This window comes from Thermostilla marina, from assembly GCF_054657455.1.
Window position 1 is genome coordinate 453,621 of record NZ_BAAHYR010000001.1, and the last position, 14,567, is coordinate 468,187.

At 62.5% G+C, this 14,567-nt stretch carries 9 protein-coding genes; 1 reads left to right on the top strand and 8 read right to left on the bottom strand.

Going from position 1 to position 14,567, the window contains the following annotated elements:
- Positions 1–208: 208 nt before the first annotated feature.
- From ACYQ2I_RS01580 to ACYQ2I_RS01605, 6 genes are all read right to left on the bottom strand, one after another.
- Positions 209–982 carry an enoyl-ACP reductase FabI gene (locus ACYQ2I_RS01580; protein WP_460165231.1) on the bottom strand — a complete coding sequence of 258 codons (774 nt, stop codon included), beginning with the start codon at positions 980–982 and terminating at the stop codon, positions 209–211.
- 249 nt (positions 983–1,231) lie between these two features.
- Positions 1,232–2,974 (bottom strand): acyl-CoA dehydrogenase family protein, encoded by a 1,743-nt coding sequence (locus ACYQ2I_RS01585; protein ID WP_460165232.1) that lies wholly within the window; start codon positions 2,972–2,974, stop codon positions 1,232–1,234.
- Positions 2,975–3,129: 155 nt separating this feature from the next.
- Entirely contained in the window at positions 3,130–4,158 is a 1,029-nt protein-coding gene (locus ACYQ2I_RS01590) for an electron transfer flavoprotein subunit alpha/FixB family protein (RefSeq protein WP_460165233.1), read from the bottom strand.
- A 74-nt stretch (positions 4,159–4,232) separates the two neighbouring features.
- Entirely contained in the window at positions 4,233–5,147 is a 915-nt protein-coding gene (locus ACYQ2I_RS01595; protein ID WP_460165234.1) for an electron transfer flavoprotein subunit beta/FixA family protein, read from the bottom strand.
- A 406-nt stretch (positions 5,148–5,553) separates the two neighbouring features.
- The gene (locus ACYQ2I_RS01600; RefSeq protein ID WP_460165235.1) at positions 5,554–7,926 is read right to left on the bottom strand and encodes a flagellin; all 2,373 of its coding nucleotides are present in this window, start codon (positions 7,924–7,926) and stop codon (positions 5,554–5,556) included.
- A gap of 170 nt (positions 7,927–8,096) precedes the next feature.
- Positions 8,097–10,382, bottom strand: a complete 2,286-nt coding sequence (locus ACYQ2I_RS01605; protein ID WP_460165236.1) for a diguanylate cyclase — start codon at positions 10,380–10,382, stop codon at positions 8,097–8,099.
- Positions 10,383–10,867: 485 nt separating this feature from the next.
- Here ACYQ2I_RS01605 and ACYQ2I_RS01610 point away from each other — a divergent pair, with 485 nt between their 5' ends.
- The gene (locus ACYQ2I_RS01610; RefSeq protein WP_460165237.1) at positions 10,868–12,391 is read left to right on the top strand and encodes a hypothetical protein; all 1,524 of its coding nucleotides are present in this window, start codon (positions 10,868–10,870) and stop codon (positions 12,389–12,391) included.
- A gap of 49 nt (positions 12,392–12,440) precedes the next feature.
- Here the strand turns inward: ACYQ2I_RS01610 and ACYQ2I_RS01615 are convergent, their stop codons facing one another.
- Both ACYQ2I_RS01615 and ACYQ2I_RS01620 read right to left on the bottom strand, forming a co-directional pair.
- Entirely contained in the window at positions 12,441–13,295 is an 855-nt protein-coding gene (locus ACYQ2I_RS01615) for a PEP-CTERM sorting domain-containing protein (protein ID WP_460165238.1), read from the bottom strand.
- A gap of 128 nt (positions 13,296–13,423) precedes the next feature.
- Complete coding sequence (locus tag ACYQ2I_RS01620) at positions 13,424–14,491, bottom strand: NAD-dependent epimerase/dehydratase family protein (protein ID WP_460165239.1); 1,068 nt, start codon at positions 14,489–14,491, stop codon at positions 13,424–13,426.
- Positions 14,492–14,567 lie beyond the last annotated feature (76 nt).

Consider the following 14,567-nt stretch of genomic DNA (forward strand, 5'->3'; position numbering starts at 1 on the left):
CCTCGAATGTGCGTGCGAACTCGGCGACATCCGTTCCTTACCGCATCGGCGGTGCTGTTGATTTGCCTCTGGTGTCATCCGGCACCGACACAGCTCATGCCGCTTCGTTTGCCTGTGCGCAGAAAAAACGACGGGATGGCCGCGGGAGGCGTCCCGTCGTGGGATGTTGCGGTTTTCGGGCCCGGCGATCGCAACCCGCTTCAAACGGTTACAGGCCGACGATGTTGTAGCCGCAATCGACGTGCAGAATCTCGCCGGTGATGCCGTCGGACATGTCCCCCAGCAGGAACAGTCCGGTGCGACCCAGTTCTTCGAATTCGACGTTCCGCCGCAACGGGCTTTTCGCAGCGGCATGCTTTTGCATTTCGTCGAAGCCGGAAATGCCCGCCGAACTGAGCGTCCGCATCGGACCGGCGCTCACGCCGTTGACGCGGATCTTCTTGGGCCCCAGGTCCCAGGCCAAGTAACGCACGCTATGTTCCAAGGCGGCTTTGCAGACGCCCATCAGGTTGTAACCGGGCATGACCTTCTCGCCGCCGTAGTAGCTGATGGTGACGATCGATCCGCCGTTTTCTTCCATCAAGGGAGCGGCGGCACGCGCGACGGCAACCAGGCTGTACGCCGAAATGTCCATCGCCAGGTGCCAGCCCTCGCGGCTGGTTTCGACATAAGGGCTGCGCAGTTCTTTCGGCGGTGCGAAGGCGATCGCATGGAGGACGAAGTCGAGACGTCCGTACTCGTCGTCGATTTGCTCGAAGACGTCGGCGATGTTTTCGTCGGATTGAACGTCGCAGGGAAGGACCAGTTTCGGATGATGTGCGTCGACCAGACGATGGACACGTCGCTCACTGGACGGTCCCGGAAGATGTGTATAGGCCAGTTCGGCCCCTTCGGCGTGCAGGGCTTCGGCCATCGCCCAGGCGATGCTGCGGTCGTTGGCCACGCCCATGATCAAACCGATTTTGCCGTCGAACATTCCCATTACAAACTACCCTCGCTGATGGATTGGCTTGACATGCCCAAGACGATCGCGCGTCGGCCGGTGTCGAGCGGAAACGTCGAATCGCAATGCAATACGAGCTGCGCCGCAAGCGACGCAGCTGCGAGACATTGCCCATTCTATACGTCCCGGCAACGGGTCGGGATCGTCGTCTTGTTACCGAACGGTGCTTTTCGTCGCTCCCGGATGCGCGAATCACCGTCGGAATCTGCCGGACCGGCGGGACGACCGTCAGCTGACCGACGGCACCGGACCGGCGATGACCTCGTATTCTTCCAAGGGGGTCATGTCGCCGGTTTCTACCTGCCGGCAATGCATGTCCAACAGCGGCAGCCGCAGGCTGAGGAACCGCTTGGCCACCTGTTTCTTGCGTTCCTTGTCGACGGCTTGCTTCAGGAAGAGATGTCCCACGATGATGGTGATCGCCGATTCGACCAGTCGGCGACCGGCCAGGTCGAGGTAGGCGGTCGGCTGTTTCTTGACGAAATCGATGACGTCGCTCAGCCGCTTGCGGGCTTCGATCAATTCGTCCCGCATGGCGGCCAGGTCCGGATCTTCATACGAAGCCGCCTCGAACGGCGCCACGTAATTGACCAGCGATCCCGACGCTACTCCGCGAACGGCGGCGACCACCTGCAATTGGCTGGTCCCTTCATAGATCGTCGTGATCCGCGCGTCGCGGAGGTACCGCTCGGCGGCGTAGTCTTTCATGTATCCGGATCCGCCCAACACCTGGATCGCGTCGTTGGCCACGCGGATGCACATCTCCGATGCATAGTACTTGCTCATCGGCGTAAGCATGGCGTTGATCCGCTTGAGCTGACGCGACAGTTGCTTGCGGCGTTTCTTTTCGTCGGCGGGCAGGTCGGCCACCGATTCGAGCACGCGCAGGTTGTTGTTTTCCTGGTCGCAGATACAACTGGTGGCATACGTCAACGCGCGGGCGGCTTCGAGGTCCACCCGCATGTCGGTCACCAACTCGGCCACCGCAGGCAGACGCTCGATCGGCACGCCGAACTGCTTTCGCGTGTGGGCATAGATACGAGCCAGGCGGAAGGCGGCTTCGCCGATGCCCAGCGATTGCGCTGCAATACCCACGCGGGCGCCGTTCATCAACGCCATCACATAGGTGATCAAGCCGCGCTGCCGTTCGCCGATCAGGCGGGCGGGCGTATCGTCGAAGACCAGTTCGCACGTGGGCGAACCGTGGATTCCCAGCTTGTTTTCCAGGTGTCGGACGCGGACCTTTTCCGACCGCTCGGTAATGAACAAGCTCAAGCCGCGACCGTCGCTGATTTCGGGTTCACTGCGGGCGAGGACCAACAAGATCTCGCCGCAGCCGTTGGTGATGAACCGCTTTACGCCGTTGAGGTACCATTGGCCCGACTCGTCCTGGTATGCCCGCAGCCGAACGGCCTGAAGATCACTGCCGGCGTCCGGCTCGGTGAGCACCATCGCACCGGTGACTTCGCCGTCGGCGAAGCGCGGAAGGACTTCGTCCTTGATTTCGTCGTTGGCGAAGGCGTTGATCGTTTCCGCGATGCCTTGTAGGCCGAACAGGTTCATGAACGAGGCGTCGGCCCGGCTGACGATCTCGGTGGCCATCGTGTAGATGATGTTCGGGCAATTCAAACCACCGTACTTGCGGGGCAGGGTGAAGCCCATCATGTCGGCGCGGGCCATCGCGTCGAGGTTTTCCCGCACCAGCGGATGGAGGGTGACGGTGCCGTCTTCGTTGAGCGTGTTGCCCTCGCGGTCGACGGTTTCGGCGTTCGGCGCGATCACATCGGCGGCGATTTCACCGACGATTTCCAAGATGCGCCGGTAGTTGTCGACGCAGTCGTCTTCGTCGACGGGCACATAGTCGGCATCGCCGTTTTGGGCGTATTCTTCCTGGATGCGGGCGATCTCGCGCAGGTCCAGGTGATCGAACAGGAAGAGAATGTCTTCGTTGTCGAGAAAATAGTTACCCACGGAATCACTCCTCGGGATTTCCTGCTTCGAGCCGCTGCGTGATCGATTACCTTCGGGTTCGACCTCGACGAGGCTCGACAGCGTGGGACCTATTCGTGGTGTTCGGATTCGTGTTTCTTATACGGTATTCGGCGGCACGTGTCGCCGAACGACACTCAACGTCGTTCTTTGAGGGCCTTGATCATCATCGGAATGACCTGTTTCAAGTCGCCGACGATCCCGTAATGCGCCACCGAAAAGATGGGGGCTTCGGGATCGGTATTGATGGCGACGATCTTGGCCGATTCTTCCATGCCGGCCCGATGCTGGACGGCGCCAGAGATTCCGGCGGCGATGTACAGCGCCGGTCGGACGGTCGTTCCCGTCTGGCCGATCTGGTGTTCCTTGCCGATGAATCCGCCGTCGACCGCGGCCCGGCTGGCACCGACCGCTCCGCCGATCGCGCCCGCCAACTCGTGGATCAGGCGGAAGTTTTCTTTGCTGCCGACGCCGCCGCCCCCGGCGACGATGACGCGGGCGCCCTTGAGGTTGACCTTCTTCGGCTCGATGTGCCGCTCGATCAGCTTCAGCGCCAATTCGGCCTCGTCGATTTCGACCTTCTCGTCGATGATCTCGCCGTTGCGGTCGGGCTGCGGCGGCAACAACGGCATCACGCCTTCGCGGACGGTCGCCATCTGCGGCCACCAGTCGTAGTTGACGATCGTGGCGATGATGTTCCCGCCGAAGGCCGGGCGGATTTGCAACAGCAGATCCTTGTGCTCGGTCTTGGTCTTCGGGTCGGTGACGTCGCCGATTTGCAAGTCGGTGCAGTCGGCGGTCATGCCCGCCCGCACCGTCGAGGCGATCCGCGGCGCCAAATCCCGCCCCAAGGGCGTCGCCCCGTACATGACGATTTGGGGCTTGTACTTTTCGATCAGCGTGGCGACGACGCGGGCGTAGGGAAGCGTCTGGAAGTGACCCAGTCGCTCGTCCTCGACGACGTACACGCGGTCCACGCCGTGGCTGATGAGCGTCTTGGCGAGCGGCCGGACATCGCTCCCCGGCAGCACGGCACCGACCGGCACCTTGAGTCGGTCGGCCAACTCGCGAGCCTTACCGCACAACTCGAGCACGACATCGTGCAGCGAGCCGTCTTCTTGTTCGGCGTAGACCCAAACTTCTCCCTGGCGATTCGGTTCGATCATGGTTTTGCTTCGTCACGCGGCCGTTGATTGGATTCGATTTCGTTCACTTGCCGAAAGGTCGTTCGAGCGACGGTTTACCCCAAGGTGTGCTCGACGACGAGTTCGTGAATGAGCTGCCGGATGCCTTCCTCGGTGGGCGGAATCTCGGTGTAGCCTTCTTTGGTCAACACGATCGACTGGACGCGGAACACCTTGGTCGGCGAGCCGGCCAGGCCGCAACGCGACAGATCGGCATCGATGTCGTCCAGGCTCCATTGCTCCATGAGCAGGTTCTGCGCCTTCAATTCGGCGATCCGCTTCTCGATTTCGGCTTGCTGTTCTTCGGCCGAGGCGTCCTTCATCGTGCGGCGGACTTCCATCTCGATTTCGGCCGGCACACGCGCCCGCTTGTACCGCATCATCTTTCTCGCCGCCGCGGGCCGCGGTCGATTCGCCGTGCCGATCACCGTCACCAACGCGGGCAGACGAACGTCGACGATCTCCCAGCCGTTGCCGACGTTTCGGCGGATGCGCGCCGTGCCGTCTTGAATGTCGACGAGCTCTTCCAAGTAAGTGACTTGCGGCAAACCGAGTTTTTCGGCCGTTTGCGGACCGACTTGGGCCGTGTCGCCGTCGATCGCCTGACGACCGCACAACACGACGTCGTAGTTGCCGATCGTCTTGATCGCCTGAGCCAGAATGTAGCTGGTGGCCAAAGTGTCGCTCGCAGCCGCCCGCCGGTCGGTCAACAAAATGGCGCGATCGGCCCCGCGATAAAGGCAACTGCGGAGCACTTCGGCCGCTTTGGGCGGCCCCATGCTCAACGCCGTCACCGTTCCGCCGAAACGGTCCCGAATTTCCAGGGCCGTTTCCAAGGCGTTCAAGTCTTCGGGATTGAAAATCGCAGGCAACGCGGCACGATTGACCGTCCCGTCTTCTTTCATGGCCTCGGCCGTGATGTTGGCCGTGTCGGGCACCTGCTTGACGCAAACGATACAGTTGTATGGCACGTTCCGTGACTCCCGTTCAGTTTGCGATTGAAAAACGGGCAAACTAGCAACTCTTGGAAGACTGGTCAAGGCGGCTTAGGGACTGAAAGCTCCACAAAGCCGACTGGAAGACACCGACGGGCGCCGGTACACAGACGCGCCATTGTATCGACTCGGGCGGAATTTCGGAACATCACCCCGGCCCCCTTTGCGCCGTCGGAATCCACTCGAAAGAGCGTCGCGTCTCCCCCTGATCGAACCATTCGTCGGTTCGGCTGCCGGCTGTTTTGCGTTTCGCCTTCTCAAAAAGCCGGGAAAGAAACGCAGCGCCTCGGGGGCGACGGTGGAGGAGGTTCGGCTGCCTGCGGGGGTCTCGGCAGAGACGTTCCGAGATCGTCGCAAGCGACCGGGGCACGCCCCGGCGCGATCAGATGAGTCCGGCGATCTTCTGGATCATCGTGATGATCGAACTGCGTTGCAGGTTCAAGATTTGCAGGGCCGCGACGCCGTTGTCGTACAGGTTCTGGGCCTTGGTGAGCAGCGTCGTTTCTTCGTCCTCGTCGTAGCCGTCGGTTTCTTCGGCGGCCGATTCGAGTTTCGATTGGATGTCGGAGAGCAGATTCGAGGAGCTGGTGACGGCGGCGTTGTAGAAGCCGTCGACATGGCCTTCGATTTCCGTCAGATCGGCGAGCGCCTCGTCGACGATTCGCAGCGCCCGCGAGGTATTGCTGCCCAGGCCGGAATACGCGCCGCCGCCGGCGATCTGATCCAACGTGCCGCTGATACCGCCGAGCTTGGTCGACAAGACGCTGGGAATCGACAATGTGAAATTGCGGGTAAGCGACGTCGAAAGGGCGAAGGGGATCGCCTCGCCCGAGACGGTAATCGGGTCGAACTCGCCGGTGAAGCCGGGTTGGAATTCGATTTCGAAGTGGAAGCCGCCCGAATTGACGATGAAGCGGTTGCCGTCGATGGTCGTGTCGCCGGCGGTGCCGTCGCTGCCCGACGCCTGGGCGGTCGCATTCGTTCCGTAGGCGGTCCCGCCGGTGTCGCCTTCGATGTCGAAGGTGCCCGACAGCAGTTGGAAGGTAACGAACGCCGAAGAACCGGTATCGGTGCTTTGAATCAACAGCTGGTCCCCGTAGACCGACGCGGTCACGCCGGTCGTCCCGCTTTGCGCGCGGATCATCTGGGCGACTTCGGAGAGTGATTCGCCGCCGGAAAGCGTGAAGTCGTAGGAACCGTCGGCCCCGGTGAGCCGGAATTGCGCCGCTGCGGTAATGTAGCCGGTCGACTCGGTGTGCGTGATGACCGCCTGCGCGGCCTCGGTGTAGTTTTCGACCGTGGTGAACGTGCCGCTTTTGACTTCCAGCGAAATGGAGGCATCGTCGCCGGTGTCGGTACTTTGCAAGACGAGGTCGTTCGAATCGACCGAGGCGGTCACGCCCGTCACGGCTTTTTGGGCTTCGATGGCCGAAGCCACGTCGCTGAGTGTTTGCCCGGCGGTAATCGTGATGTCGGCCGATCCGAGCGCGCCGGTGATGCGGATGACCGCGTCGTTGGTGATGGTGGTTCCTTTTTCGCGGTGGCGCAGTTCGGCGGGTTGATCGTCCGTTCCCTGGTCGGAGTAGGTTCGTCCGTTGATGACGGCCTCGGCATTCGTTCCGTACGCGGTGCCGTTTCCGTCGCCGCCGCTGACGGAGAACGATCCGTCCGTCACCTTGACGTAGGCGTTCGCCCCGTAGTCGATGCTGGTCAGATACAGGGTTTTCCCGTCGCCCGACACGCTCGCTTCAACGCCGGTGGTATGCGATTGGGCGTTGATCGTATCGGCGACTTGCGAAAGCGTTTGCCCGGTGGTGACCGAGATGCTGGTCGATCCGCGAGTTCCGCTGAGCGTGAAGGTGTCGTCGGCGGTGATCGAGCCGGTCGGTTCGCTGTGGGTCAGTTGTGCCTGGGTCGCGGCTTGAAGAACCTCGCCGTAGATGACCGGCGACGACGAGGTGACGCCGTCGGTGCCGTTGGCGGTGCCGTCGCCGTTTCCGCCGGTTACGGCGAACGTGCCGCTGAGGACGGAAACACCCACGTATGCTCCCGATCCCGTGCCCGTGCTCGAGAGGGTCAGCGTGTTGTCGTCTACCGAGGCTTGAACACCGGTCGAGGCGGTGCGGGCGTTGATCTTTTCGGCAAGGGCTTCGAGTGTGTCGTCGGTGCTCACGGTGAGGATGGTCGAGCCGCGGACGCCGGTCAACTTGATCGAGGCATCAGCCGCGGCATAGCGCGCGCTGCCGGTGTAGGTGAGTTCGGCGGGTTGGGCTTTCTTGACGGTGCCGCCGCCTCCGACCGAGTAGATCCGAAGGTCGGCCACCTGCGACGTATCGCGTCCCGAGTCGTAAAACGTGCCCGAGCCGTCGAGCACGCGCCGTCCGTCGACTTCGGTGGTCGCCAAGGCGTCGATCTGGGCGATCGCTTCGTCGATTTTCTCTTGCGAATCGGAGGAGGGCGATTCGAGTTCGCTTTGGATGGTCTCCAGTTGCGTGCGAATTTGCGACAAAAGACTTTGGGTTTGCGTCACCAGGCTGCTTGCCGCAGTCACGTTTTGCATCGTCGCGGCGACGACGTTCAGGTCGGTTTGAAAGCGGCTGAGCGTGAAGAACGCGGCGGGATCGTCGCTGGGGCTGTTGATCTTCTTCTCGGTGGTCAAACGCAGCGTGTGCAGGGTGACCGCGGCATCGGCCTCGGCCAGCCGATTCAACAGCATGCGTTCGACGCCCGACAAGGTTACGGCAATGCGGGCCATGGGACGCCCTCGTCGTGTTCGGTTCAAGGTCGATACGGCCGCCCGATCGGCGGGCTTCGACGCTTGTGGTTTCAATGCAACGAAGGCGTTGCGGGAACCGGCCATCGCCGATTCGCGAAACGCCCCCTGACGTGTTTTTCGATTTGGCTCGGTGCGACGGCGTGCTGCGTTCAGCTTCGCCGGAAGAATTCCCACAGCGAGCGGACGCGACGTTTCACCGAGCGGTCCTCGCTTTCGCTTTTTTCGACGACGGCCATCAGGTACGACCGCAAACTGGTGAGCACGTCTTCGGCCCGTCGGGTCAAATCGGCGCGTCGTCGGTCGCGGGTTTTCTTGGGGATGATTTCGGCATGCAACCGCGTGCGGGCGGACGCCCCGTGCCGCTCCTCGGCAAACTCGATCGTCACCGAGAACGTGACCGGTCGATCGCTCGCCCGGCGGTTCGGCGTCGATTTCGCGTCCGAGATTTCCACGAGCACGCGGTTCTGCTCGATGCGGACGATCTTTGCCTGGTGGTCCGAGACGAAGCCGCGCAGTTTCTCGACGGCCAGCGAGATGGGGACCGTCGTCGACATGACTTGGCGGATGACCAGATCGCCTTCCGGGCCTTCGCTTGCCGTACCTGCGGCCGATACCGACTGGAAGCCGCCGCTGCCTTGTTGGACGACCATGTTCCGGCCGCGATCCTTGGCCATCAGCAAGGCCCGGTCGGCCCGACGCAGGACCGTCTCGGCGGTGTCACCCGGTTGCACCTGCGTGACGCCGAAGCTCGCGGTGATGCAGCGGCCGTCGAGCATCAGCTGCGGCGTGCGGGCGAGCACCTGGCGGATCTGTTCGGCTCGCCGGGTTGCCGTGCCGATGTCGCAGTCGACGCACAGCAACACGAATTCTTCACCGCCGTACCGCGCGACCAAATCGCCCGGCCGCGAGTGGTTCCGTAACAACGAAGCCAGACTCTTGATCGCCTCGTCGCCGGCCTGATGCCCGAACGTGTCGTTGATTCGCTTGAATTTGTCGATGTCGCAGATGATCAAGCTGAAGATCGTGTTTCGCTGCCGGTACTGCGACACGAGGACTTCGAGCGTACGGTCGAACTCGGCGCGGTTGGCGACCTGCGTCATGGGATCCTTGGTGACGCGGTCCTTGAGCGTCTCGATGTTCTGTTCCATCGAGATTTCGGCGCTGGCGTCGTGAACGAGCATGGCCGCCCCGAGAACGGTGTTGTCGTCTCGCAGGACGGGAAACACTTGGGCGTTCACGGGCGTTTCGCGTCCGTGGCGGCCGCGCAACGTCAACCGGCGGTATGCCCGCATGCCGCATTGCAGCGCCGTGGCCAGAGGACAATCTTCCGGTTCGATCGGGTTGCCCTGCTCGTTCCGCAGGCCGAGGATGCCCGGTTCCCAGAACCGCTGGCAGACGCTTTCGGCGGCGACGCCGGTCATGCTTTCCATGCCGTGGTTCCAATAGCGGATGCGCCGCTCGCGATCGACGAACAAGACACCGTCGCCCATCGAATCGAGCACGGTGCGGCGGAAGAAGTCGTCGATCCGGCTTTCGCCGCCGGTGTTGCGCAGCGGCGTCCATTCCCAGAAACCGTCGGCGACGGCAGGATCGAGTTCCGTGAGCCAGCGTTTGGCGACCTTTGCCCGGATGTGGTTTCCCGCCTTGCCGTAGAACAACGCGAACGCCTCGACCAAGTCGGGGTCGAACTGCGTTCCGGCGTTGCCGAACAACTCGGCGGTCGCTTGCTCGATACTCATCGCGGGCCGATACACCTGATCGGTCGTCATCGAGTCGAACGCCTCGACGATCGCCGTCATGCGGGCCGGAAGCGGTATCTTCCGGTGCGACAGCCGGTAGCCGCTGCGGGAACCGTCGAACCAGGCGGGCACATGCTCGATCGCCAGCAACAAGTCTCGATCGCGCGTCGTCCCCCGCAAAATCTCGGCCGAAGCATGCCGTGCCTGATCCACGTGGACGAATTCGTCGGGCGTGAGCGGCCCCGGCTTCATCAGGATATGGTCCGATAGCCCGATCATGCCCAGATCGTGCAGCAGGGCGGTGATTTCGGCGATCTCGCGCAGGCGAGGTTCCAGGCCCATCGCCGCCGCCCACGCCGAGGTCGTCAACGCCACGCGCAAACTGTGCGCCGCTACCGAGGCGTGTCGTAATCGCAGCATGTGAAACAGCGCGGCGGCCGTTCCCAATCGCACGAAGGCCAGCCGAGCGGCATCATCGCTTTCGATCGATACCGACGTCTGCGTGTCTTCCTCGGAATAGACGGCCGATTCTTGATCGACCAAGGCGCTCAATCGAGAAATCCATTCCTCAGCCGTCACCCCGGACGCCGGAGCCGGACTTGCGTCGGCGGCCGCTTCGGTTACGGCGTCGGGCGCAGGCGAGGTCGTGTCCGTCGGTACGTTCTTCGGTTCGAGCCGTTCTCGTTCGTGCGTCATAGAACCTTTCCACATGGCGGCTTGAAGGACATTCTTCTCTCCGCGGGGCCGGGAGGGAGAATGTCGGCAATGCGATTCCGAGAAGGCGCAGCAATTCAGCCCCACTATGGGAAGATTAGGTCACGCAGGAAGGTCAGGAAGCCTCTGGAAAAGCACCCAATCGGGGGATCGAGTCCAGGTTTTTTTCGATCGGCTTGCCGAATCTGCGCAATCGGCAAATTCATTGCGGTGCCGCGGCGTGAGTTTCGCTCTTTCGGGGGATTTTGCGAGCCGGTGCGCATGTACGTTTGGAGAGAGTAGGGAAGGCTCGCCTCCCGCGATCGTCCGGTCTCAATCGACCGAAAGCGTACGGCCGATATAGATGTTGAGATCGTATCGACCGTTCGCTGCGGCGCGACCGGTCCTCCGTTGGGCGAGGGGACCGGAGCGTGACGCCGCGCGGTGGGGCGTGTTTTGGGGCGATTCCGCGCACCCGGAGGTGCCGCATGCTGGTATTCTTGGCCGATCTTCATCTGACCGACGGAACCGTGCGCGATTCGTTGACGGTCGACGCCGTCGATTGGTTGGCACGCCGGCTGTCGGCGGCAGCCGAGGAGGCCTCGTATCGGCGCGACGGCTCATATCGACCGATCGACCGGCTCGACTTGGTGTTGTTGGGCGACGTCCTCGACTTTTTGGCGACCGACCGCTGGACGGCTCGATCGAGTGTGCGGCCTTGGCTTCCGCCCGACAGTCCCGGGCTGTTCGCCCAGCTTTCCCGCATCGCCGAAGCGATTCTCGCGAACAACGCCCCAATCGTCGAGTTCTTCGCGCAATTGCGTCAGCGCGGGGTGGCTGTGCCTCCGCTGTTGCGCACCCGTTCGCAGAGCGGCCCCGAGTGCGATCATGTTCCCGTAGTCGTCCATTACGTGGTGGGCGAGCGGGATTGGTTTCTGCACTTGCCCGGTGCGGCGTACGATCGGTTGCGGGAAATGGTCGGATCGGCCTTCGGCGTCGCCCAGCCGTTCGACGTGCCGTTTCCGCACGACATGACCGAGGATCCGATCTTGCTCGACGCCTTGCGGCGCCACAAGGCGGCGGCGCGGCACGGCGATGTGTTCGATCCGTTTTGTTACGCGGGCGACCGCACTTCGGCCTCGATGTTCGACGTCTTCGTGATCGAGTTGCTCGTGCGGTTCCAAGCGGCACTCGAACGAGAGTTGGGCGATTTTCTGGACGGATCGTTGATCGAACGGGTACGGCGGATTCATCACGTCTATCCGCCCGTAGCGGCGCCGGCCTGGCTCGATGGGATCGTGCAGGCGGCGTGTTTGCCGCCCCGATTGCAGCGGGCGATCGAATCGGTGTGGGACAGTTGCTGTGACGAGTTTTTGCGGCACGAACGAACGGCCGCGTGGCTCGACGAAGGCGATCACCGTGTCCGCCGTCGCCTGGTCCGGCTGCTGCGGTTTGCGAGCCGTCCCGCCCGCGACTGGTGGAAGAAGTCGACCGCCTGGTATCGGGCATTGCGCGGCGCCGACCGCGATTCGTTCGTCGTGCACGCCCTGGCGGAACAGGATTTCCGGAACCGGCGGGCGAAACACATCGTGTACGCCCATCGTCGAGCCGATGAAATCGTGCCGTTGGAGGCCAGCTTTGCCGACGGCTACGTGCTCGACCAGGTCTTTTTCCAAACGGCAGGCTGGGCGACGGTCGAGACTTCGGCGCGTCTCGCGCGGGCGCATGCCGAACCGGTGGCCTTCGACGTGCGTCAGTTGCCGGTCTTCTTCCAAGGCGACGAGGCCTCGGGCCGACCGTTCCTGGTCTCGACGGCCGTATTGGGGCGGCGTCGGGGAACCCTACGGCACGACATGCGACCGGTCGAGCGGCCGGCTTCGGCAGCCGTTCACGGCCCCGAAGGGATTCCGCAACCGCACTTTACCGCGGCCGCCCAACGTCATGAGCGAACGCAGGAGCAAAACGGCGAAGTCGATCGTTCCGAGGCGAAAATGAACGAGGCGACCGAGTAACCCTCGATCGCCTCGTGGTCGCTTTTCTCGATTGTCGTCGGTCGTCGAATCAACCGTTCTTGCGACGACGGTAGAAGAAGAGCCCCAATCCGCCGGTTCCGAGCAGGCTCAACAGCCCGGCCCACGTCGTCGGCTCGGGGACGACCGCCCCCGGCGACGTACTGATCGCATCGAAGAGGGCGTAAGAATTATACTCGCTGTAGTTGGGATTCGGATCGCCGTCTTCGATACCGATGGCGAACCAATAATCGCCCGTGGTGGGAATGATCGTGCTCCAGTCGCGCCATCCGAAGTCGGAACTCGAATCGATCGCGGCCGACGACGTGCCCGGATCGGTCATGAAGTCGTAACGGGACAATGTGTACTCGTACACGAGGTTCGTCAACGAATTGTCTGTAGCGATTCGCACGAACGCGGTATCGTCGTCAAGGTTGGGCAAACTCCAAGAGTACGCCCAAATACCGTCGAACGCGATCTTTCCCGAGATCGTGGTCCCCGCCGTTAAGTGTATCTTTTGATACAACAACGAATACTTCGCATCGGGCGTCGTTGTGCTCAAAGGATTTGGTGATTGGATCGCCATCAAGTAGGAACCCTCTGCCGGGTTCACAGTGCCGCCCCAGGCGTCGGGACGCGAGTGACTCGTTTCGCGAGAAAGTGTTCCGTCGGGGATCGTGTTTGCGGACCAATCGGCGTCAAACACGCCGCCGGCCCAGTTGCGGTATTCTTCTTCGGTGCCGCCCGGCGGAATGATTGTACTCGGTGGGCTGATTTGATACTCGAATCCGCCGTTGTGAACGGCCGAATACGGATCGCCGTACCACGTCAGCGCTGCTTGCGCCGGCGCGGAAAACACCAAGACCGAGGTGCCGAAGACCAATACGAGAATGCTAGTGTGTCGCACGGTTGCGTTCCTCGAACTTCCCATCATGAACCGTCGGAGAAGAGAAACCTGTTCCTTGACGAACGCCGAATTCTTCCGTTTTCGCCGAAAAGCGGGGCACGAACGCATCCCCCATTCATGCCATGCCCTTATATTGAATCCGCGTCGGCGGCCCCCCTGCAAGCGAATAACTCGGAAAAAATGCCCAAAATTGGCGATTTGGCCAAGAGGTTGGGAAGAAAATGTCTTGGGTATCGAGTAGGAGGGGGTAAACAGGTTAACCCGAGATAGGGGTTTGCTGCCACCAGGCCAGAACAGAGGCGATGGTCTCTTTCAGCGAGAAGTTGGGCGACCAGCCCAAGCGCGCGGAGCTTCGTCACGTCGGCGACGGGATCGACCTTCTTGCCCGGCTGCGTTTCACGCACGCCGCGTGTCGGATCGGCCATTTGGCGAAGCAGCTCGAATACTTCGCCGCTGGTGCGGACGATGCCCGACCCGACGTTGTACACCCCGCCCGCTTCACCCCGTTCGATCAGCAATCGGTACGCCCGCACGACGTCGCGCACGTCGCTGAGATCGATCACCGCTTCGAGTGTGCGGACTTCGATGGGATCGACGCCCAGCACGAACTGGCGCGTCCATTCGGGCAGCATCATGCGTGGTGATTGACGCGGCCCGGTATGCGGAAAGGCTCTGGCGATCACGGCTTCGAAGCCGGCCGCTCGCGAGGCGTCGACGACGATCTTTTCGGCAGTGAGCTTCGTTTGCCCGTATCCACGGCGAGGGCGAACCGGCGTCGACTCGGGCGTCACGGGATCGTCCGCCGGCGGCGCAGGATACACATAGCTGCTGCTTGCCGGCAGGAAACGACCTGTAAACCCGATCGATCCCAGCAGTGTTACGAGGCGCCTTGTGCCCTCGACGTTGACGGCGACGGCCTGCGGGGTGGGATGTTCGTCGCCGCACTCGGCGGGGATGCTGATCGCCGCCAGATGATAGACGGCCTGCGGGGCGAAGCGGACGATTGCTTCCACCGTTTCGCGCGGACAGGAATCGGAGGCGAGATCCCAAGCGACCGTCGGCACGTCGCGCAACGAAGGCGGTAACGGGCGGTTCGCCGCGCGGACCAAGCCCAGCACGCGATCACCGCATGCGAGAAGATATTCCGCCAGGTGGCTGCCGACGAATCCGTTGATGCCGGTCACCAGCGCCCGCATTCACTTCCCCCGGGCTCGAAGACGAGATCCGCCGCGTTTGCGCGCGGCAATTCAGTGCCGATTGTGGTTCCCTTCG

Excerpts from the sequence above, each read along its gene's own strand:
- ACYQ2I_RS01580 (WP_460165231.1), bottom strand. The coding sequence starts at position 982 with ATGGGAATGTTCGACGGCAAAATCGGTTTGATCATGGGCGTGGCCAAC.
- ACYQ2I_RS01590 (WP_460165233.1), bottom strand. The coding sequence starts at position 4,158 with ATGATCGAACCGAATCGCCAGGGAGAAGTTTGGGTCTACGCCGAACAA.
- ACYQ2I_RS01600 (WP_460165235.1), bottom strand. The coding sequence starts at position 7,926 with ATGGCCCGCATTGCCGTAACCTTGTCGGGCGTCGAACGCATGCTGTTG.
- ACYQ2I_RS01605 (WP_460165236.1), bottom strand. The coding sequence starts at position 10,382 with ATGACGCACGAACGAGAACGGCTCGAACCGAAGAACGTACCGACGGAC.
- ACYQ2I_RS01610 (WP_460165237.1), top strand. The coding sequence starts at position 10,868 with ATGCTGGTATTCTTGGCCGATCTTCATCTGACCGACGGAACCGTGCGC.
- ACYQ2I_RS01620 (WP_460165239.1), bottom strand. The coding sequence starts at position 14,491 with ATGCGGGCGCTGGTGACCGGCATCAACGGATTCGTCGGCAGCCACCTG.